A 20194-nucleotide genomic window follows, 5' to 3' on the forward strand; every position below is an offset into this window, starting at 1 on the left:
TTCTCGATTTCCTCAATCGGTGGTGCTGGTAAATGTTTTTGCTGCCGCAGGTCTGGGTTTCCAATTCTGGCTGGACGTTTTTTACTCATGATGTATCACTAAGAACATCAATCAAGATGTTCTTAGATTACATCTTCTGCATCCTTTTTGCTTAAGTTGACACCAATGGGTAGTGCCGTGCCCCTACGGGTGTACCTCACGCAAACGAGAAGCGCTATAATACAACCTTTTTGCCACAATAAAGTCAGGATGTGTATACCCTTGTTCTCATCAATTGCCTATGAAACTCTCCCAACTCCGAGCCATAGTTGCAGTCGCAGATCGTGGTAACTTTAGTGAGGCAGCCTTAGAATTGCAGCTTTCCCAACCTGCGATTAGTCATGCCATTGCCACCCTAGAAGAAGAATTAGGTGTGCCATTATTTGCTAGAGGTCGTCACGGTGCTGTCCTGACACCTGCTGGAGAGCGCATTTTGTATCATGCGCGTCAAGCAATGCGGCATCTAGAGATGATGCAACACGAAGCAAACTTGCATAAAGGTTTACACGGTGGTCATGTGCGAATTGCGGCTTTTCGGAGCGTCGCTACTCATCTATTACCAAAAGCGATGCCTACGGCGGGCTACGCCTACGCCCAATTTCACAATCAATTCCCAGAAATTGCTGTCACAATCATAGAGTGTGCTGCTTTCACGGATGTAGAGCAGTGTTTGCATGATGGACGTGCCGATATTGGTATTACCTGTCTGCCAACTGGTGAAAAATTTGAAACCTGGGAAATTTTTCGGGATGAGTATGTAGCTTTACTACCACCAGATACCAAAATTAGTAGTGCAAAAATTACTTGGGAAGACATCGCAGCCTATCCGCCGGTTTTGCTTCCTTGTACACCCTGTGGACGCATTCTTCACAACCACCTGAAGACTTTCGCAATTCCAATCAATATTGCTACCGACATTCAAGAAGATTCTACAGTCGTTAGCATGGTGAATCAAGGACTGAGAGCAGCTATTATGTCTCGTTTAGCAGCTGTACCCATTCCCCCAAAGGTGCAGGTATACAGTTTACCTGCACCACTCGAAAGAGTAATTGCAACGGCAATTTTATCTAATACTCTGCAAGTACCTGCGGTATTCACCTTTTTGGAGATGTTGAGTAAATTTGATTTTTACAGTTTAGCTAAATTCACTTATTGAATACATACGAATTACGAATTACGAATTACGAATTACGAATTAGTTAAACCGATGCCTCCTTTAGCGAATTCTTCAACAGTTTTTTGTGAGAATTCATGAGTTGCGATCGCTTGCAACATTGCCAGTGGTAAAGTTAAATGATCCGCCCCGGCTTGCAACGATGCGGCTGCTTCTTCAGGAGATTTGATACTAGCTGCCAAGATTTCCGTATCACTACCTTTAAGTACGCTAGCCATATCCCGCACTAAAGCAATACCATCAGCTAACAATCGGGTAGCGCGATTTACATAAGCTATGGCAATTTTAGCTCCTGCTTCTCGTGCTACTGCTGCCTGGGCTGCACTATAAATCGCTGTCACCGAACAGGTAATCTCTGGCGATAGACTCGCCACCACTTCAAACCCCAACGGTGTTGCGGGAATCTTCAAAATCGTTTGTGAACCAATAATCTCGAAAGCTTTCCTACCTTCAGCTAGCATCCCAGCTTTATCAGATGCTATAAGTTGATAGTATAACGGGCCATTTGTCAAGGCAACCAATTTTTTGAGCGTGGTTTCTGGTGGAGTATTGCTTTGAGATAACAGTGTGGGATTCGTTGTAATACCTTTTACCCATCCCCAAAGCTTAACAACTTCAGCTTCCGATGCGATCGCTGAGTCTAGATATAGTGCCATACTTAATTCCTCACTTTTTCCTACCTGCATTTCTCCTGCTACACACCATACATCGTCTAGAAGCTTTGCACTGATATTTCTGCTGATCCCGATCAGATAAGTATTTTACCTGTTTATCTATACTTTTTTAAATACCTACCCTTGAAAACCACTATTCATTCCCCTTTCCTGAAGAAATGCATCAAATGTAAACCTATCCGGTAGCGAAGTTTGTGCGCCTGGTTTTGTCGCTGTCAAAGCACCTGCTGCTGCACCCCAAACAACTGCTTGATGTAAGGAAAGTCCTTCAAAAAGCGCCGCCGCTAAACCACCATTGAAAGCATCGCCTGCGGCTACTGTGTCAACTGCATGAACTGAAAACGCAGGTACAAAAAACTTATCTTCAGCAGTGGCACAAAAAACACCCTTAGCACCTAGTTTGACGATCGCACATTTCACACCTCGTTGCAATAAAATCGCAGCGGCTTTAGCTGCTTGTTCTTCTCCATTTACAGGAAAACCAACCAACTGCGCTGCTTCAACTTCATTCGGTGTGATAATGTCTACCAATGGATACAGTTCATCTGGTAAATTAGATTGTGCGGGTGCGGGGTCAAAAATTACTTTTATATTTGCACCTTTTGCGGCTTTAGCAGCAGTAACCACGGCAGTAATAGGAATTTCTAGTTGTAAAAGTAGTGCTGTAGCTTCTGGTAAAAAGTGGGATAATCGCTCTACATCTTCTTGATTGACGCGCTCATTTGCACCAGGAATAACGACGATTTGATTTTCACCAGTATGACTCACGGTGATAATAGCGACTCCAGAACTAACAGTTTCATCCACAAAAATGTTATCAGTCTGTACACCAGATGCTTGCAAATTGTTAACAAGTTCCTTACCAAAATCGTCTGCACCTACACGCCCCACAATCTGGGTAGGAATGCCTAATTTTGCTAATGCTACGGCTTGATTGGCTCCTTTCCCTCCCGAAACTTTAAAAAATTCTTCTCCTAGCAACGTTTCTCCTGCAACTGGCAACCGGGGTGTTGTTGCTACTAAGTCTATATTGATGCTGCCGAAGACGATAATACTCATGATGCTGATTTTTATTGAGCTTAAACTTATTTTGATTGATATTACAGGATGCCAGTAACGCAATATCATCACATCTCGCATATTGACAACTACTCAACCCAGTTTTCTAATAGGAGCGTAGGAATACGAGAAAACTCTCGCACATTATTGCTGACTAGGGTAACTCCTAAACTCAGTGCATGAGAAGCAATGAGCATATCCATTGCACCAATAATAAGTCCTCTACTTTCGAGATCACTTCTGATGCTGCCGTAAATCGTTGCAGATGATTGATTGAATTCGACAATTTCTAGAGGTAGCAGAAATTGCATTAGGGCGATGCGGTTTTTCTCTTGCTGTTGGCTTTTAGCAACTCCATATTCGAGTTCGGCAACGGTGATGGAGGAGATACCAACATCAGAAATGCTAAGGGTTTGGAATTTATCCAGTACTTTTTGGGGTTTTTGCTTGATGAGGTAAATACAGATGTTGGTATCAAGCAGGTATCGCATTTAAAAGGTTTCTCTGGTGTCGAGGAGTGGCTGATCTCTGGTAGTCATGAAGTCATCAGAAAAATTGTCTAGACTCTCAATGAGGGATTCCCAAGGGTTGTCTTTGGCAATCAGGACAATGGCGTTACCAATTTTTTTGATATAAACTTCAGTACCAGTAAGTTGAAAGTCTTCGGGCAAAATGACGATTTGGTGAGTGCCATCAGTGGTGAGTTTAGCAGTGTTCATGGTGGTGTTTAAGGATTATTAATACAGAAACCAAAACATGGGTTATGTTGCTGATATTGAATATCTACAGGAATCAGAACGGCACAGGCGAATTTGCTCATTCTTTTGATTAACTATCAGCATCATCCCTTGTGTTCCACACTGAGGACATTCGGAACCAGTTATTTTTCTCTCTTCAGGTAGTTTTATTGAGTGATTACAGGAATGACACTTACGGTAACGCTTGTTATTCGGACTAACTTCCATTCCTATCGTGCCGCATTTTGGGCAAATATCGCCTTGAGTATAAGTATTGCTGTCTTGTGTTCCACTTCCACAGTGAATACAGATGTAATAGTTATTTTTTGGTGACTGGTATCTGCTCTCTCTACTATCAATTATTTCACTGCATCCCCAGCATTCGTTCAAATAAATATTATGGTCATGACCTTCTCCATGTTTGCAAGAAAAAACTGTAACCCTGAATCTAGTACTAAATTGAGAATATTCTATATTATGCGGCATTATATCTTCACATACAGAACACTTGAGCCTTGAGCGAATTTCGTTAATGCGATTAATCCACCCTGATAGTTTTGGTAAGTAATCCTCCCGTCTTCTCAAATCAGGTAGAGATGGCACAATATCTACTGCTTTAAAAAGTTCTAGTAAAGACCAGTTTTTCCAATCTTGTGAACATTCAGCAGATAAACGCGCTCCATACAAACCAAAATTTGAATTTGAGCTTCTGTTTGGTTGAAATAAGTTACAGCTATTTCTTGCACGCGGGCAATAAGCACTAGTTACTCTTTTAGCCTCACCTGTTGTTTGAATTTCTTCTCTCTCCCATAGTTTCCCTTCACAGTATTTAACTTTCACCTCTGTAGGTTTGCAGTAAGGCAATAACGGATCAAGATTTATAGGCTCAGGAGAATTTTTAGCATATTGAATTACATAACTTGTTAATAATTCGTGTACTTCCTGGAAAACTTCATTGCTTCGATTTGGATGTTCCTTAGCCCATAGTATTTTCAGGACACATCTTATCAAATCATCATTTTCTGGACTAGTGTTATGAATACGTTTAAACTCAGTAAGAAATAGAGAAATATTGGTATTTTCTTTTGCTAGGCGATAAACACATAGTATTTTTGCTTCTCTTGACAAATAATGCCAAATAAATAAGGAGCCATCTGTTATAAAACTCCACACTAATCGTATTTGATCTTCTGGGAGCAAAAAATGGAATATTTTAAGGATTGGTTCTTTGTATCTTACTCCTTCTGGAAGTTTGTCAATTAATATTATACGTTCTTCATTGGAAACAGAATTAATCACATTACCAATTTTTTGGATGATATCTTGATTTTCTAATTGACATTCTACTTTCAGCTTTGATAATAGTATTAATATTTTTTCTTCTGGCGATAAAAACTCTAATATTTCATCCCATCTTTTAACGCTATCTGGCAGTTGAGACAGCAAATTTTGACGTTCATTGTTTGGAGTTTTAGCAAGAGTTTTTGCAATATGGTATATAGTATTAGTGTTTTCAATAACACTATTATTAAGCCTTGCTCTCAGAATAGTAATTTGTTCAACAGCAGGTAAAAATTTTAAAATTGCGTCGTTAGATTTAACCAAATTCTTGTGTCGAAATATAGAAATTAGTTTTGTGATATCTTTTTCTGCTGAACCTTCAAGTATCTCTGCAATTTTAAAAATATGATCTTGATAATTTAAAGCTTGTTGATTACTGATTTGACTTACAAGAATATCAATACGTCTATCTCCTGGCGCTATAGGCCAAATTTGTTGTTCCAGAATAATATAATCAGGTATACTTATCCAGGAAATACCTAATTTTGAATGCACTAAAAGCTCTCGCAATTCAGATAATAATATGTCTCTAATAGAAATACTTTCTATATTGCTAATCAGTTCAACCAAGCATTTTACGTGTAATTTTATCTTGAGGCGCTTACGATCTTCTGGATAATCAACATACAATTTATATAATTTGCCGATTATTTTATCACATTTTTCCAAATTTTCATTTTGAATATTTGAGATAATATTAAATACTTCCTCTCGCAAAGCAGCATCTATTTCTGTACTTAAATCATCAGGTAAAAGCTGTAAGCATAATTTTAACTGCTTATTATATGGCAATAATTGTCGAATATTTCGAGCTTTATAGTGCATCAGAATAGTCTCTGGCACGTAATCTAAAAAACGATTCTTTTGCCAAGCGAGAAAAATATTTAACTTTTTATCGGCTAAAGAAACAGCTTCTTCGATGGAGTTATTATTGAGATATGCCCAAAATGCCAACGCACAAAATTTAGGATCGCTATGATTAATGCAGCATTCAATGATATCGGAATCCTTTTCTTCACTTAAATTAAGTAAGTGCAAATTGCTTGCTCTATATCCGTTCCCATATCTTCTTAACTCAAACTTTACTAGTGTTCCTTCTTTTAAATCAGACTCTGAACAATAAATTTCTACTCTATGCACCCATATATCACCTTTTCCCTGACATTCTACAAATCCATAATCATTTATTTGACCTGTTTGATTGTTGAAACCACCAAACCATTTAATTTTGCCAACTTCTTTAAATGACTTCACCACCCCAATTTCTCTCATCGCGCACCTGTGTTTAGCTAGTTTATACGGCTAGTATTCCCACAGGTATGCGATTTGTCACATTGAATTTAACGCTTAACTAAAGATAAATCCGGTGTTAGCCTATGCAAAACTTGCTTCAATACCATCACTGTCCAATCTATATCAGCTTCAATCGTATCACGTCCCAATGTGATGCGAATTCCCCCCAAAGCAGCTTTTTCGGAATAACCCATCGCTAACAATATCGGGCTAGGGCTAAGTTTACCACTATGACAGGCAGCACCAGCACTGATGCCGATACCTGCAAGATTTAGCTGCCGTACTAAGGCTTTACCACTGAGTTTTTTGCCATCAGCGTTTTCTAAGCACATACTCACATGGTGAGGCAAGCGATCGCAGCCATCCCCTGTAACAATTAAACCAGGAATTTCAGCTAATTGGGCAAAGGCGCGATCGCGTAACTGAATTAACCGTGGTGTTTCTGTAGCTAATTCTTCGGCTGCTAATTCTGCTGCGACACCAAATCCGGCAATTATCGGTACTGCTTGCGTACCAGAACGCAGTCCCATTTCTTGTCCACCACCACCTAGTAAAGGCATCAAATCCACACCAGGACGCACGTACAACGCCCCTGCACCTTGTGGGCCATATATTTTATGACTGGAAAGGCTAAGTAAGTCTACAGGTAGTTGTTGCACATCTATGGGTAAGCGTCCTGCAACTTGCACTGCATCTGTGTGGAACAAAGCCCCATGCGATCGCACAATTTTACACAGTTCCTCTATTGGTTGCACAGTTCCTACTTCACTTTGACCGTAAATTATAGAAACTAAGGTTGTGTTATGTCGCAACGCCGCCTTTAAATCTAAGGGGTTGACTCTGCCTTTAATATCTACAGACAAGCGTGTAACTTCCCAACCCCACATTTCTAACAACCCTACTGTCTCAGAAATTGCGGAATGTTCTACGCTGGAAATAATTAGATGTTGAGGTACAGCATACAACCGAGCCACACCCATAATCGCTAAATTATCTGCCTCAGTGCCACCAGAGGTAAAAACGATCGATTCAGGGGTAGCGGCGTTAATTAAACCAGCAACTTGGACTCTGGCTTGTTCTACAACCGTTGCCGCCCGTTGTCCCCACTCATGTAAGCTGGAAGGATTGCCCCACTGTTGAGTGAGGATTGTTTGCATAACTGCGATCGCTTCTTTTCGAGTCGGAGTAGTGGCGCTGTAATCTAGATAAATTTGCATATAACCGATAATGGTGAGAACACACGTTAGTGATAGACTGCGGATTTGTCAGCATATACAGTTTTAGTGGACAAATCCTGAAAAAAATATCTGTAATTCTACATCTAATAGTGGATTTTTCCCTTTACTTGAAAACTTATTTCTCTACTTAATTCAGAACACAAAATTTTGGGAATGATAAATATATCCACTCTCAATCCACTTTTAACAGATTACAGTGCAACTTATCTCTAGACAAAGATATTTTTTATATATCTTTTTACTGACATTCTCTCTCGCTGGTTGTCAACGAGTCCAATCCTACAATCAGCGTCCAGCACCCTTACCACAAGACCCGTTAATTCAAGTTTACTTTAACCATTCTGAGTCTTCAGAATACCAAGAAGCTTACCGTCAGCAAACTCGCCTGGGGGATGATTTAGAAAAACAGATTGTGGATGCTATTACGAATGCTAAATCTACAGTAGATGTAGCGGTGCAAGAATTACGTTTACCCAAAGTTGCCCAAGCATTGGTTGATAGACAAAAAGCTGGGGTAAAAGTCAGGATAATTTTAGAAAATATCTATAGCCGACCTTGGAGTAGCTTAACATCTGCTGAAGTAGGTAAGTTAGATAAAAGAGAACAAGAACGCTACAACGAATTTCGCCAATTTATCGATATTAACCACGATAATCAACTTAGTCCAACGGAAATCAATCAAAGAGATGCTTTGATGATTTTGCAGAATGCCAAAATTCCCTGGCTAGACGATCGAGCAGATGGTTCAGCGGGTAGCAGCTTGATGCATCATAAATTTGTAATTGTGGACAATCGCCTCGTAATTATCACTTCAGCTAATTTTACATTAAGTGATACTTCTGGTGATTTTACAAATTCCAGCAGTTTAGGCAATGCCAATAATTTATTGCAGATTGACAGCCCAGAATTAGCTGCTTTATTTACAGAAGAGTTTAATATCTTATGGGGAGATGGCCCGGGAGGTCAAGCAGATAGTCGATTTGGTTTGCAAAAGCCGATACGTTTACCTAAACAAATAACTTTAGGTAACACCCAAATTACAGTGCAATTTTCGCCTACTTCTCCAACTCAACCTTGGAATAACAGTAGTAATGGTTTAATTGGTAAAACTTTGGATTCAGCAAGCAAGTCTATTGATATGGCATTATTTGTCTTTTCTGAACAGCCTCTTGCCAATATTTTAGAAAAACGCCATCAACAAAGTGTACAAATTCGCGCTTTAATTGAACCACAATTTATTTATCGTCCTTATAGCGAAGCCTTAGATATGATGGGGGTTTCTCTGAGTAACAAATGTAAATATGAAGTTGACAACCATCCTTGGTCAAATCCAATTACTACCGTAGGTGTACCTGTGTTACCCAAAGGCGATTTATTGCATCACAAATTTGGTGTTATTGATAGCCAAACAGTAATTACAGGTTCTCATAATTGGTCAGATGCTGCCAATAATGGTAACGACGAGACACTTGTGGTGATTGAAAATCCGATAGTTGCTGCCCATTATGTGCGAGAATTTGCTCGTCTTTATACCAAAGTTAAACCAGGCTTACCACCAGCAATTCAAGAAAAAATTAAATTAGAACAAACACGGTGTCCTCAAATAAAAACTTCTTCATCAACTGAGTTACAAGCAATTCAAAAAGTAAATATTAACACCGCCAGTTTAGAAGAATTAGTAACTCTTCCTGGCGTAGGTAATAAGTTAGCACAGCGAATAATTCTTAGTCGTCAACAGCAAAAATTTACATCTTTACAAGACTTAGAACGAGTTTCAGGAGTGAGTGCTAGAACTGTAGAAAAATGGGATAATCGCGTAATTTGGTAGGGTAGCACAGCTGTGTTACCCTATGATTATGATAGTTTGTATTCTACTTAGTTAAAAAGATGTAAGATTACACAAATGCGGTATTTAAACGCGATCGCTAGCTAAATCAACCAAACTGCGGAAATGCCCATTCTGAGAAAATCGTTCTGCTATTATTTGTTGATAAACTGCCTCATAGCCATCAGTCATGTGCTTAACACTGAAAAGATTTTCGACATACTGACGACAAGCATAACGGTCTAACTCGATGGCGCGATCAATTGCACTGATGCACTCTTGAATATTATTGCAGAGGAAACCCGTCTTGCCGTGGGAAATTACCTCTTCAGTAGACCCCAATTTTATCGCAATTACTGGTGTACCCGAAGCCATTGACTCTACCATTACCAATCCAAATGGTTCCCGCCAAGTGATTGGAAACAGAGTTGCTACTGCACCACCCATCAGAGCATTTTTTTGAGCATGGTTGGCTTCACCCAGATACTCAATTTGCTCTCCGTCAATATGTGGTTTAATTTCCTTCTCAAAGTATTCCACATCAACGACATCTATTTTACCTGCCATTTTTAAATGCCAACCAGTTTCTTTGGCGATTTCTATGGCTAAGTGCGCTCCCTTCTCTGGAGATATCCTACCCAAAAACGCTAAGTAAGGAGGATCTTCTGGTTGGGAATGAAACTCATAACTGCTAACATCAATTCCGTTGTAAACTGTTGCTATAGAGTTCAACCCTAACCTTGGTTCTCGTTGTGCATTGGAAATATTGACGTAGGGTTGCTTTTTACCAAAACTAAACATCTTTTCGTTGTCAGGGTTAAAAGTACCATGCAACGTGTGAACTGTAGGGGTTTTGACGAGATTCGCGTAAGCCAGTGCCCCATGCCCGATATGGGAGTGAATAATATCAAACTCTTCTGCGCGTTCATAAACCGAAGCTAGATTCAGCATCTCGTAAATGCCGTAATCTTTGATAGTAGAATCGAGTCTGAGGGCATGGGGATGAACTGACGTTAATGTTCCCAGACTAATAGAATCTCCCGATGCAAATAAAGTTACTTCGTGTCCGCGTCGGACTAATTCATCGGTCAGTAACCCCACTACTAATTCTACACCACCATAAGCTGGGGGTGGAACTCTTTCCCAGAGTGGAGCTATTTGAGCAATTCGCATCATAAACCTCCTAAAAAATAAAACTTGAATTAGAAGTTTTTTATTTCTGTTGTTTTAGTGCTGGTAATTGATTCACTTTACATCAGAAAGTAACTTCAGATACTAAACTTATTAACAATCTCTTTCAAATCTTATGCTGTTACTTCTATATTCTTTGTCTATCCTAGTACGGAAATTACCCACTCCTAAAGAGGTAAATATATTCTATTTGATTAATTTTTGGTAGCTTATTGAATGTTAAATATAGATGTTTTTGACAAAGAGTAATTCACTAAAATCGTCAAATTTTAAATTAAATGCTGATAATAGGCACAAAAACTCTACTATTGCCTGTCAATTATCTAATTTACAAAAGTTAATTAAATAATAAATCGTGTAGTCACTTTTTGGGCGGCTTTCCGTACTCTCAAGAATAATTTAGAGTAGCCCAAAGGACAGATTTTGGTAAAGTAGGTAGTTGGAAATCAGAAGCAGCAATTTTTCTGATAAGTTCTATCCAAGTTCTTAAAGGTAACAATTAACTATTAGACATTTTTAGAAATTAAATATGCGTTATCCAGAACCCTTGTAGAGACGTAGCACTGCTACACCAGATGTCTAGTATAGGTGAAAGTTTATCTACCTTATAACCAGTTGTTCAAGCTGCTTGTCTGATTAATTGAGATACTATTGGATTCTCCACTAGTCAAAAGAGAGAGAAGATAGTTAAATCATTGACTTATTACATTAAATGTGATATTTTATATTCCTATCAATAAAAATCATATATAAACGTGAATATCTCTCCATCTCTCAAAAAACCGCGTGTCTCATGGCAGGCGGTTTTCTCAGTGCTGATGTTTGTGTTCATGTACCTGCCCATACTGGTACTTGGCTTTTATAGCTTCAATCAGTCGCCCTACAGTGCAACTTGGCAAGGATTCACTTTCGATTGGTATTGCAAGTTGTTCAGTGACGATCGCATCTTATCGGCTTTGCAAAACAGTATGATAGTTGCAGGTTGTGCCGTGGCAATTTCAGCAGTGCTGGGAACCTTGATGGCGGTTGGGTTGGCGCGTTACGAATTTCCTGGTAAGAAATTGTATCGTGGTATTGCTTACCTACCATTGATTATTCCCGATATTGCGATCGCAGTGGCTACCCTAGTATGTCTAGCAGCCTTTGCAATACCTTTGAGTTTGTGGACGATAGTTGCAGCCCATGTCGTGTTTTGTCTGGCATACGTCGGACTTGTGGTTGCTTCCCGCCTGACTAATTTAGATCCCCACTTAGAAGAAGCAGCACTAGATTTAGGTGCTACACCAACCCAAGCTTTCATTAAAGTATTGTTACCTCAATTAATGCCTGGGATTGTCGCTGGTTGTCTCTTGGCTTTTGTCCTCAGCTTAGATGACTTTCTCATTGCCAGTTTTACTGCTGGTAGCGGTTCTAACACCCTGCCAATGGAAATTTTTAGCCGGATTAGAACCGGAGTTAAACCTGATATTAATGCGCTGAGTGTCATGTTAATTTCAGTATCTGCGATCGTTGCCCTTGTAGCTGAATTAATTCGCGTTTCTGGAGAAAATAAAACTTTTAAATAAGAGTCACAATTGCCAATAAAAGTTATAGGTAGGTGATTTCGTTCTTCGTGAACTTTTTTAGATAGTGAACAACAGCTATATTAAAATTTAGGGTGCATTACGGCAAGCCTAACGCCTGAATATTATGGCAATGTACCGTACTTTCTGCTAACACAACGTCATAGTATAGATAAGTAAATAAATATAATTTATTCATCCTTATGCCCTCGTGTGAAAGATAGTTTTAAGCACATGAATAAACTTCCGTGTTCGCTTCTCTACATAACTGTTTTCAATTAGATAACATTGGGGCTAACTTTGGAGAAGATGCTATTTCCCCCTCATTATGCAAATCTGCCAAAATCCCAATTGCTCAAATCCATTCAACTCTGATAGCAATAGATTTTGCGTGAGTTGCGGACAAAGTAACTTTGGCAAACTTCTCAGAAACCGTTACCGCGTATTAAGACTCTTAGGTGAAGGTGGATTTAGTAGAACTTATGCTACAGAAGATGTAGACAGACTAAATGCCCCTTGCGTCATCAAGCAATTTTTCCCGCAGTTTCAGGGAACAGGACAACGTACTAAAGCCGCAGAATTTTTCAAAGAAGAGGCTTTTCGGTTGTATGAACTGGGAGAAAATCATACCCAAATTCCCAGATTACTAGCTTATTTTGAACAAGGTACTAGCTTGTATCTCGTACAAGAATTTATTCAAGGAAAAACTCTCTTACAAGAAGTTCAGCAACAAATTTATGGCGAACAACAAATTTGGGAACTTTTAGCTGATTTATTGCCAGTTCTGGAATTCATTCATACCCATAACGTCATTCATCGGGATATCAAACCAGAAAATATTATCCGCCGTGCAAGTGATGAAAAACCCGTCTTAATTGACTTTGGCGGTGCTAAACAGGTGACACAAACCAGTATAGGAAGACAAGCTACGGTAATTTATACCCTTGGCTATGCCCCAACAGAACAAATGGCTGGGTTTGCTTGTCACGGCAGTGATTTGTATGCTTTGGGCGTAACTTGTGTGCGTCTTTTAACTCAATGTTTGCCTTTGCAGGATGCTTCTGGACAGATTAATGACCCTATTTATGATGCCATGAATGCTAAATGGTTGTGGCACGAACGTTTACAGAAAAAAGGCATTACTATCAGCGACGACTTAGGGAAAATCTTAGATAAATTACTCAAGCATCTACCGAGTGAAAGGTATCAAACAGCAGTAGAAGTCATCAACGATGTAAAGTTTGCCACATCGAACATTGAACCTGTTGCCTTAAAAATTGTTTCGATGCCTCAACCTATATTACCGCCGCTACCACAAAAAGTAATTGTACCATTACCCCCATTAGAAACCTTTGAATTTGACGTAGTGACAGTAGACACAGGTGGTAGAGAAGTAAACCGCATAAACTGTAATGCAAACTTCTTTGCTGAAGAATTAGGTAAGTCTATCACATTAGAAATGGTATCAATTCCTAGTGGTAGTTACATGATGGGTTCACCAGAGTTTGAAGGAGATGCTGACGAACGTCCACGACATCAAGTTACCGTTGAACCATTTTTTATGGGGAAATTTCCTGTAACTCAAGCACAGTGGAGAGTAGTAGCAGCTTTACCCAAAGTCAAACAAGCTTTAAATCCCCATCCATCAAAATTCAAAGGTTTAGACAGACCAGTAGAAAATGTATCTTGGTATGAGGCTGTAGAATTCTGTCTCAGGCTATCAGAAAAAACTGGACGCGACTATCGTTTACCGAGTGAAGCGGAATGGGAATATGCTTGTCGGGCTGGAACTACAACCTCATTCCATTTTGGCGAAACTATTACTCCTGAGTTAGTCAGCTGCACTATCGAACCAAAAAGCAAATTCCGTAAAGAAACAACAAACGTCGGTAGTTTTGAAGTTGCCAATGTTTTTGGATTGTACGATATGCACGGGTTAGTTTGGGAATGGTGTGCTGATTCGTGGCATAACAATTACAACGACGCACCCTTAGATGGAACAGCTTGGGAAGTTGGCGGCGATATAAATCGCCGGGTGCTACGCGGTGGTTCTTGGAGTTTCAGTGCAGAACTTTGTCGCAGCGCCAGTCGTAGCTGGAATGAGTCAGACGGTGGACTGAGGGTTTGTGGCTTTAGAGTAGTATTTTCTGTAGAGGAGATTATTTAGTAATTTAATTACAAGGTTGTATAAATTATGAACAATAGAATTGAGAAAGGTGACATAGTACTTATAAATAAAAGTGGAAAATATCATCAGCAAGTGGGTGAAGTTAGTGAGGTAGATTACAATATTTTCTTTGTTAAAATAGTCTTAGTAAAGTTAGGTAATCAAGAAGAAGCCTTTGAAGAAAAAGATTTACAATTAAAAACTAAAAAGCCCAGTCTGCAAGAAGTTATTGCATCAATAGACAAAATTATAGAACAAGTTGATCGGATTCACCACTTGCCGACAAAAGAGAAAGTAGAGTTACCCAACCGTCTGAAGTATCTGAAATTAGATATTCCTAAACTAGATAAGCAGTTGATTCAAAAAAACTTCGACAGTATAAATAAAATACTCGCAGAAACAAGAGAAACAGACTCATCAGCAAGTTTCTGGCAGGAAATAGATCCTAATTTGGATAAAATAAGCTGGTGGATTAGAACAAGTCTGTGAATTAATAAGTAAATCGGCGAGAATAAATCAGCTTTCTTTGGTTCTCAGCTAGAGTATGCGAATACCTAATTAGACTTTTTACATGAATCAATGAGTTTTCACCCTAAATCCCTCTCCCAAGATTGGGAGAGGGACTTTTAAATTGGCTCCTAAATAATTGGCATTGGACATAATTAAACGTAACTATATTTTTTTCATCTTATACCCTTATGCTTTATACCTTATACTTTACGCTTCATTCTAACTAGTAACTTTTATTTGTACCTACTTACTTAAGTTTGTATTTGTAACTGTATGGTTTACATTTTGTTATTAACTGTATGTTTACATAATCTTAATTTTTAAGAATAGTTTTTTAGCGGTAAGTTTTGAGTTTATAGATTAATAAAGGACGTTTTATTAGATAAAATAAACTACGAAGATCATCAGAAATATATATGTATATGCGTTTTTTTCAGTTTGCAGGGATTCTTGGTTGTACAACAGCAGCTTTTATTTCAATAGCACCCATACAGGTAGAAGCTGCAACTTTTAAAGTGATATCTGGAGTCACCAGCATCGATCGCGATCATGATAAGATTCTTAGTAGTATTGGGTTAACCTTGACAGGCACTAATCAGGCAGTTGCACCAATTCCCAGGAATTATTTAGTTGGCTGGAACATCGACTCACTTACTAACTTCACGTTCAGTGACGAGGACGGTTTTACTCCGCTCTCAGGTACAATCGAGCATACTGGTACTGTTACATTCAACAATCAAATTACTGTTGGTGATTTTTCAATTGGTTTTGCTCCAGGACGTACTGTCACAGGTGCCAGCGGACTTGTTTTAAGAGACACATTTTCTTTAAATACAATTTTGTTTGATTTGAGCAGTCCGGGACTTGTGGCATTTGATGGCCAAAATTTAACCATCCCTGATGTTCAATTGTTGATTTCTCCAGAGTTTGCTGATATATTAGACAACCCTGAATTGTCCGGTTTGTTTGCTGGAACTGCACGAATTGATGCTCAAGTTGCTGCTGTCCCTGAACCTGATAGTGTGCTAGCAACTTTAGTAGCAGGTGCGGTTCTTTTAGCAGCCAGATTTTATACTCAAAAAATTAAATGCACCTGATATTTTGAAGCATAGCCAACCAAAAGTTTGCTCTACAACGCAATTATCAGGCAATACAGTTCAGAATGAGCAACAAAACCCTGATGTAGAGATGCGATTTATCGCGTCTTGAAAGACCAATTATTTACACCAATAACCCTTAACCCAAGCGTATTGCCCTTTACCCCTTACCCTTTTCCCCACAATGCCAATAAGTCTAATGGCTAGCTATGTTCCTGATGAGCAGCCTCAACGTCAGTATACAGATTATTAAACTTTTCTGCTTCTGAGAAATTGCTTGTTGTAAGAAATTTACTTTCTGAGCGTTGCACAGCATATATATAGTGCGGTATGTCGCGCCAGAGTATCTCCTGAACAACCTTGAGTCTGTTCTTTTCAGCTACGCACCGAGAGGGGATGTTCTCTGGACGAATCAGGGAGATGACGCGCGCGCTACCCAGCACGTTAAAGGCGTAGTCTTGGCAAGCAGATGCAGCTTCAGTTGCGTAACCCTGCATTTGTTGGTCGCTGCGGACATGATAACCAATTTCGAGTTCTTGGTGTCCCTCGACTTCCTGCCAAACCAGTCCGCAGTCACCGATTACCTCACCCATCGTCTTGAGAACCATCGCCCACAAGCCGTGGCCGTGCTGTGCGTAGTTGCGGCGTTGCCGATCGATCCATTTTTCCACCATCTCGCGGTCGAAGGGCTTTGGGTAGTAGCGCATCGACTCTGCATCGCCGAGGACAAGCAGTAACGCGTCGAGGTCAGAAAGCGTCATTTCCCGCAGTAATAGGCGTTGAGTTTCCAATATCATTAGTGAATCCTCATTTAATCATTGTCCAGCTTATCTTTGTCTATTACGTAGTAAGCACTGAAGTGCTTATAGTGCTTTTCAAGTAATTGAACTACACTACTCCACACTCTCTACTCCTTGTTTCAGTCGCGGTCTAACTACTTGAAAATTGCTGTAAGACAAAGACTAAAGTCCTTACTACAAACTTGTTTATCGCAATTAAGCCCAGTTGCGTACTACTACAATCTTGAACCTACTTTCACCAGACAAATCGTAGTCTAAAGAGCCGTAGTGTTGCAAAGCCCAGTCTTGCAAATCTTGAATTGCACGGGCAAAGATATCATCTGGGATGTGCCAAGTATTGCGATAAATCTTGTTTTGATAAGATTCAAGCAATTTGCCCACAGTTAGTTTAGACTGCCATTTGGCTGCAACAACTGTTTCTAAATTTGCTCCTTGTTCGCGCAACTCTGTTAAAACCTCTTCTGCTGTTGCACCATAGCCAGGTAAGGGATAATCATAGCTAGCAATGATATCTTGCCAACGTTGCTGAAATTCAAATCTACCCTGATTGACATCTTCATTAACTTTGCTGAAATTCATATTACCGTGAGTGTAGAGGTAAATTCCTCCCGGTTTAAGGACTCGACGAATTTCTGCTAGTGCTTGCTTCCAAGCAGAAACCAGGTGAAACACATGAACTGTTAACGCAACATCAAAAGAATTGTCAGTAAATGGTAGAGAAATTGCATCTCCCTTAATTGCTGTTAATTTATGAGATACACCCTCTAGTTTCTGGTGCAGTTCAGCTAACATTTTTTCTGAGATATCTATACCTGTATAAGAGTAACCTCTTTTTGCGATCGGGACAGCAATTCTACCAGTGCCGATACCTGTTTCATAAAATTTGGTTTCTGCTGTTACTGAAACTAGATTGAGGATAAAATCTGTGATTTGCTCGGAAATCTCAGGCGGTAGTCCTCGTGTTGCATCGTAGATATCAGAAACGCGATCAAATGAAATGGTTGCAGTCATTTATCTTTTATCCTTTAGTGAAGTTATTGACAAAGACAACTCTAGCCAGATGACTAAGAAAATTGCACTTTATCAAGTTTTTTTAGAGCAAAAAATAATGAGCTAATATGTAATGTTTGAAGCAGTATACCTTTATCAATACCTTCAACGACCTTTTTTAAAGGCAATAAAACTACATCAATTTGTTCGGTAAGGTCTAACTTTAAATCAGCTACACATTCCACATCTGTTGCTAAAAAACAATGGGTTAAATTGTTATGATTAGCTGGGTTTGGTGATAATATACCAGTTTCAATAAAATGATTGCTAATGTAACCAGTCTCTTCCAATAATTCACGTTTTGCAGCTTCCACTGGTAAAATATCTTCAGTCTCTACAGCACCACTGGGCAATTCTAGAATTGTTTTTTTTAGACCATGGCGATATTGCTTTACTAAAATAACTTCCTGATTTTTAGTTAAAGCTACAACATTTACCCATGTTGGATATTCAAGAACATAATAGGGGTCAACTATTGTTCCATTAGGCATTTGGCAAGTATCAGACCGTACTGAAATCCATCTATCTTTTACTAGATATCTAGATTTTAATACAATCCAATCAAATGGGCTTACCATATTTAAACCTCTATTTAACGTTTGTTGTAGGAATTATTTTTAATGATTGGAAATCAGGTAAAGCTAGTATTATCGCCACTCACTATCTTTTCTGGCAGCTAATATCTAACTAAAATACTAGCCATAGTTTTGAAACTCACACTGGCAATAATGAAACATGGGCTGAAACCACTTTCCATCCTTCGGTAAACTTGTACCAAGTCTGGCTTTGTCGCCCGAAACGCTCTACACCATTGATAATCCGGCGAAATTCTAAAGTTACTGTTGCTGCATCTTTCCCAAAGGTTACAACCTTGAGATTCGAGATTTCTCGCTCTATTTTCGGGTTTGGCCGATTCTGACGAAAGTTACGAACTTCATCGCCACCATAGAGGTTTTCTGTGATGCCAAACCGCACTACTTCGGGTGCATCCCAAAACAAGCTATCCATTACCTCCAAATTGTTATTAGAAAGGGCTTTTTCATACTTGAGGTACAAATCAGTTACTTCAGCTACAACAGCAGGGTCATTTATAGTAGTCATTGTTATTATCAATTTTTAGTGTTATGGCTGATTATGCACTCTTTCAAATAGCCAGAGCTATTTTTCTTTTAAGCTCCTTCAGTACGTAGATTCAGACGAACCAGATCGCGGAAGGTGGAGATTTGCTGCATAAAGAAAATTGAGCCTGCAATACAAATACTTGCACCAAGGATGACAGTATTGCTACTGCCAATTTTGCTTGCTAGTGTGCCAGCTATTAAGTTACCTATAGGTACTGCGCCTGTAGATGCCATAACGTAAAGATCGGTAATTTGTCCGCGATTTTCATCGCTCACCAACAACTGAAGCAAAGTGCGTCCAGCAATTATCTGTAAAATAAAGCCGAAACCAGCTGCAAATAATGAGAGCAGTGAAAGCCAGAACACACGGGATAGGGCAAAGACAATCAAGCTTATTCCCATAAAACATATACCCAATGCTAGAACTTTACCTGATTCCAGTACATTGCCATGCTTAGTTAAATAGATACCACCTGCTAAGGTTCCCAAACTGGAAGCTGTCATCAAGAAACCAAAGGTATTAGGCCCACCCTGCAAAATCTCTTTGGCAAAAATCGGCCCCAAAGCTAAATAAAATCCCCAGACGCAGCAGACTAAAGCCGAACCAATCAACACTGAGCGAATTGGCAAAAATCCAAAGGCATATTTAAAACTAGTTTTTAATTCTTCTAAAGGTTTGCGTTTGGAAATGATGGCTTTTCTAGATGTCAGCCGTATTGCTAAGAGGGCAATAATTACAGCAATGTAACTGATGCTATCAATTAAGAAACATAGCCCCGATCCCAGCGCCACAATCAACAAACCTGCGATCGCAGGGCCCAACATACTCGTCACACTCACCAGGGAAGAGTACAAGGCAAAGGCATTACCGAGATTTTCCTTACCAACCGTTTCTGGAAGAAATGCCTGTCGGGTGGGAATATCGAAGGCGTTGATCATCCCTTGCAATACACCAAGAATTGCAATGTACTTGATATTAATCGTACCGCTTAGGGCTAGCCACGTTAGAGCTAAAGACTGAAGCATTCCTAGAATTTGGGCAACAAGCAATATTTGATGACGATTCCAGCGATCGGCAATAATTCCACCCACAGGAATCAATAGAAGTGTGGGAATTTGGCTGGCAAAGCCCACTAAACCTAGTAACCAAGCGGAATCGGTGAGGCGATATATTAGCCAACTAGTAGCCACTTGAGTCATGGATGTACCAATCAGAGAAATTGCTTGACCGATGTAGTACAGGCGAAAATTTCTGGAACCAAAAGCACGAAGCATGATCTGCGATTTTTTTGATGCTTCCATACATCACCCCTGAG

The 20194-nt window shown here is 39.5% G+C and carries 18 protein-coding genes; 6 read left to right on the forward strand and 12 right to left on the reverse strand.

Going from position 1 to position 20194, the window contains the following annotated elements:
* The first annotated feature begins 280 nt into the window (after positions 1 to 280).
* Positions 281 to 1195 carry a LysR family transcriptional regulator gene (locus V7K60_RS27915; RefSeq protein WP_334930394.1) on the forward strand — a complete coding sequence of 305 codons (915 nt, stop codon included), beginning with the start codon at positions 281 to 283 and terminating at the stop codon, positions 1193 to 1195.
* Between the two features lie 32 nt (positions 1196 to 1227).
* Here V7K60_RS27915 and V7K60_RS27920 read toward each other — a convergent pair whose 3' ends face one another.
* The 6 genes from V7K60_RS27920 to V7K60_RS27945 form a co-directional block, all read right to left on the reverse strand.
* A complete protein-coding gene (locus V7K60_RS27920) occupies positions 1228 to 1869 on the reverse strand; it encodes a transaldolase family protein (RefSeq protein ID WP_334930396.1) in 642 nt (213 codons plus the stop codon).
* Between the two features lie 135 nt (positions 1870 to 2004).
* Complete coding sequence (rbsK, locus tag V7K60_RS27925) at positions 2005 to 2946, reverse strand: ribokinase (RefSeq protein WP_334930398.1); 942 nt, start codon at positions 2944 to 2946, stop codon at positions 2005 to 2007.
* 89 nt (positions 2947 to 3035) lie between these two features.
* Entirely contained in the window at positions 3036 to 3437 is a 402-nt protein-coding gene (vapC, locus tag V7K60_RS27930; RefSeq protein ID WP_334930399.1) for a type II toxin-antitoxin system tRNA(fMet)-specific endonuclease VapC, read from the reverse strand.
* Complete coding sequence (locus V7K60_RS27935) at positions 3438 to 3665, reverse strand: antitoxin (protein WP_334930401.1); 228 nt, start codon at positions 3663 to 3665, stop codon at positions 3438 to 3440.
* Positions 3666 to 3707: 42 nt separating this feature from the next.
* Entirely contained in the window at positions 3708 to 6296 is a 2589-nt protein-coding gene (locus V7K60_RS27940; protein ID WP_334930403.1) for a hypothetical protein, read from the reverse strand.
* A gap of 68 nt (positions 6297 to 6364) precedes the next feature.
* Positions 6365 to 7534: a cysteine desulfurase family protein gene (locus V7K60_RS27945; RefSeq protein WP_334930405.1), complete on the reverse strand. Its 1170-nt coding sequence runs from the start codon at positions 7532 to 7534 to the stop codon at positions 6365 to 6367.
* A 217-nt stretch (positions 7535 to 7751) separates the two neighbouring features.
* Here V7K60_RS27945 and V7K60_RS27950 point away from each other — a divergent pair, with 217 nt between their 5' ends.
* Positions 7752 to 9383, forward strand: a complete 1632-nt coding sequence (locus V7K60_RS27950; protein WP_334930406.1) for a phospholipase D-like domain-containing protein — start codon at positions 7752 to 7754, stop codon at positions 9381 to 9383.
* Positions 9384 to 9467: 84 nt separating this feature from the next.
* Here V7K60_RS27950 and V7K60_RS27955 read toward each other — a convergent pair whose 3' ends face one another.
* On the reverse strand, positions 9468 to 10553 hold the full coding sequence (locus V7K60_RS27955; RefSeq protein ID WP_334930477.1) for a glycosyltransferase family 4 protein: 1086 nt from the start codon (positions 10551 to 10553) through the stop codon (positions 9468 to 9470).
* 773 nt (positions 10554 to 11326) lie between these two features.
* Between V7K60_RS27955 and V7K60_RS27960 the strand changes: the two genes are divergently transcribed.
* The 4 genes from V7K60_RS27960 (at position 11327) to V7K60_RS27975 (ending at position 15907) form a co-directional block, all read left to right on the forward strand.
* Entirely contained in the window at positions 11327 to 12136 is an 810-nt protein-coding gene (locus tag V7K60_RS27960; protein ID WP_334930408.1) for an ABC transporter permease, read from the forward strand.
* Between the two features lie 325 nt (positions 12137 to 12461).
* A complete protein-coding gene (locus tag V7K60_RS27965; RefSeq protein ID WP_334930410.1) occupies positions 12462 to 14300 on the forward strand; it encodes a bifunctional serine/threonine-protein kinase/formylglycine-generating enzyme family protein in 1839 nt (612 codons plus the stop codon).
* Between the two features lie 27 nt (positions 14301 to 14327).
* Positions 14328 to 14789: a hypothetical protein gene (locus tag V7K60_RS27970; RefSeq protein WP_334930411.1), complete on the forward strand. Its 462-nt coding sequence runs from the start codon at positions 14328 to 14330 to the stop codon at positions 14787 to 14789.
* A gap of 437 nt (positions 14790 to 15226) precedes the next feature.
* Positions 15227 to 15907, forward strand: coding sequence for a hypothetical protein (locus V7K60_RS27975; RefSeq protein WP_334930413.1), 681 nt, complete (start codon positions 15227 to 15229; stop codon positions 15905 to 15907).
* 203 nt (positions 15908 to 16110) lie between these two features.
* Here the strand turns inward: V7K60_RS27975 and V7K60_RS27980 are convergent, their stop codons facing one another.
* The 5 genes from V7K60_RS27980 to V7K60_RS28000 all read right to left on the reverse strand — a co-directional run bounded on the left by V7K60_RS27980 (position 16111) and on the right by V7K60_RS28000 (position 20180).
* Positions 16111 to 16704 carry a GNAT family N-acetyltransferase gene (locus V7K60_RS27980; protein ID WP_334930415.1) on the reverse strand — a complete coding sequence of 198 codons (594 nt, stop codon included), beginning with the start codon at positions 16702 to 16704 and terminating at the stop codon, positions 16111 to 16113.
* Between the two features lie 198 nt (positions 16705 to 16902).
* On the reverse strand, positions 16903 to 17718 hold the full coding sequence (locus tag V7K60_RS27985) for a class I SAM-dependent methyltransferase (protein ID WP_334930417.1): 816 nt from the start codon (positions 17716 to 17718) through the stop codon (positions 16903 to 16905).
* Between the two features lie 53 nt (positions 17719 to 17771).
* Positions 17772 to 18335: an NUDIX hydrolase gene (locus tag V7K60_RS27990; protein ID WP_334930419.1), complete on the reverse strand. Its 564-nt coding sequence runs from the start codon at positions 18333 to 18335 to the stop codon at positions 17772 to 17774.
* A 136-nt stretch (positions 18336 to 18471) separates the two neighbouring features.
* Positions 18472 to 18858, reverse strand: coding sequence for an oxalurate catabolism protein HpxZ (gene hpxZ, locus V7K60_RS27995; protein ID WP_334930421.1), 387 nt, complete (start codon positions 18856 to 18858; stop codon positions 18472 to 18474).
* A 68-nt stretch (positions 18859 to 18926) separates the two neighbouring features.
* On the reverse strand, positions 18927 to 20180 hold the full coding sequence (locus V7K60_RS28000) for an MFS transporter (protein WP_334930423.1): 1254 nt from the start codon (positions 20178 to 20180) through the stop codon (positions 18927 to 18929).
* Positions 20181 to 20194: the final 14 nt, after the last annotated feature.

The organism is Nostoc sp., assembly GCF_036917555.1.
GTDB lineage: Bacteria > Cyanobacteriota > Cyanobacteriia > Cyanobacteriales > Nostocaceae > Nostoc.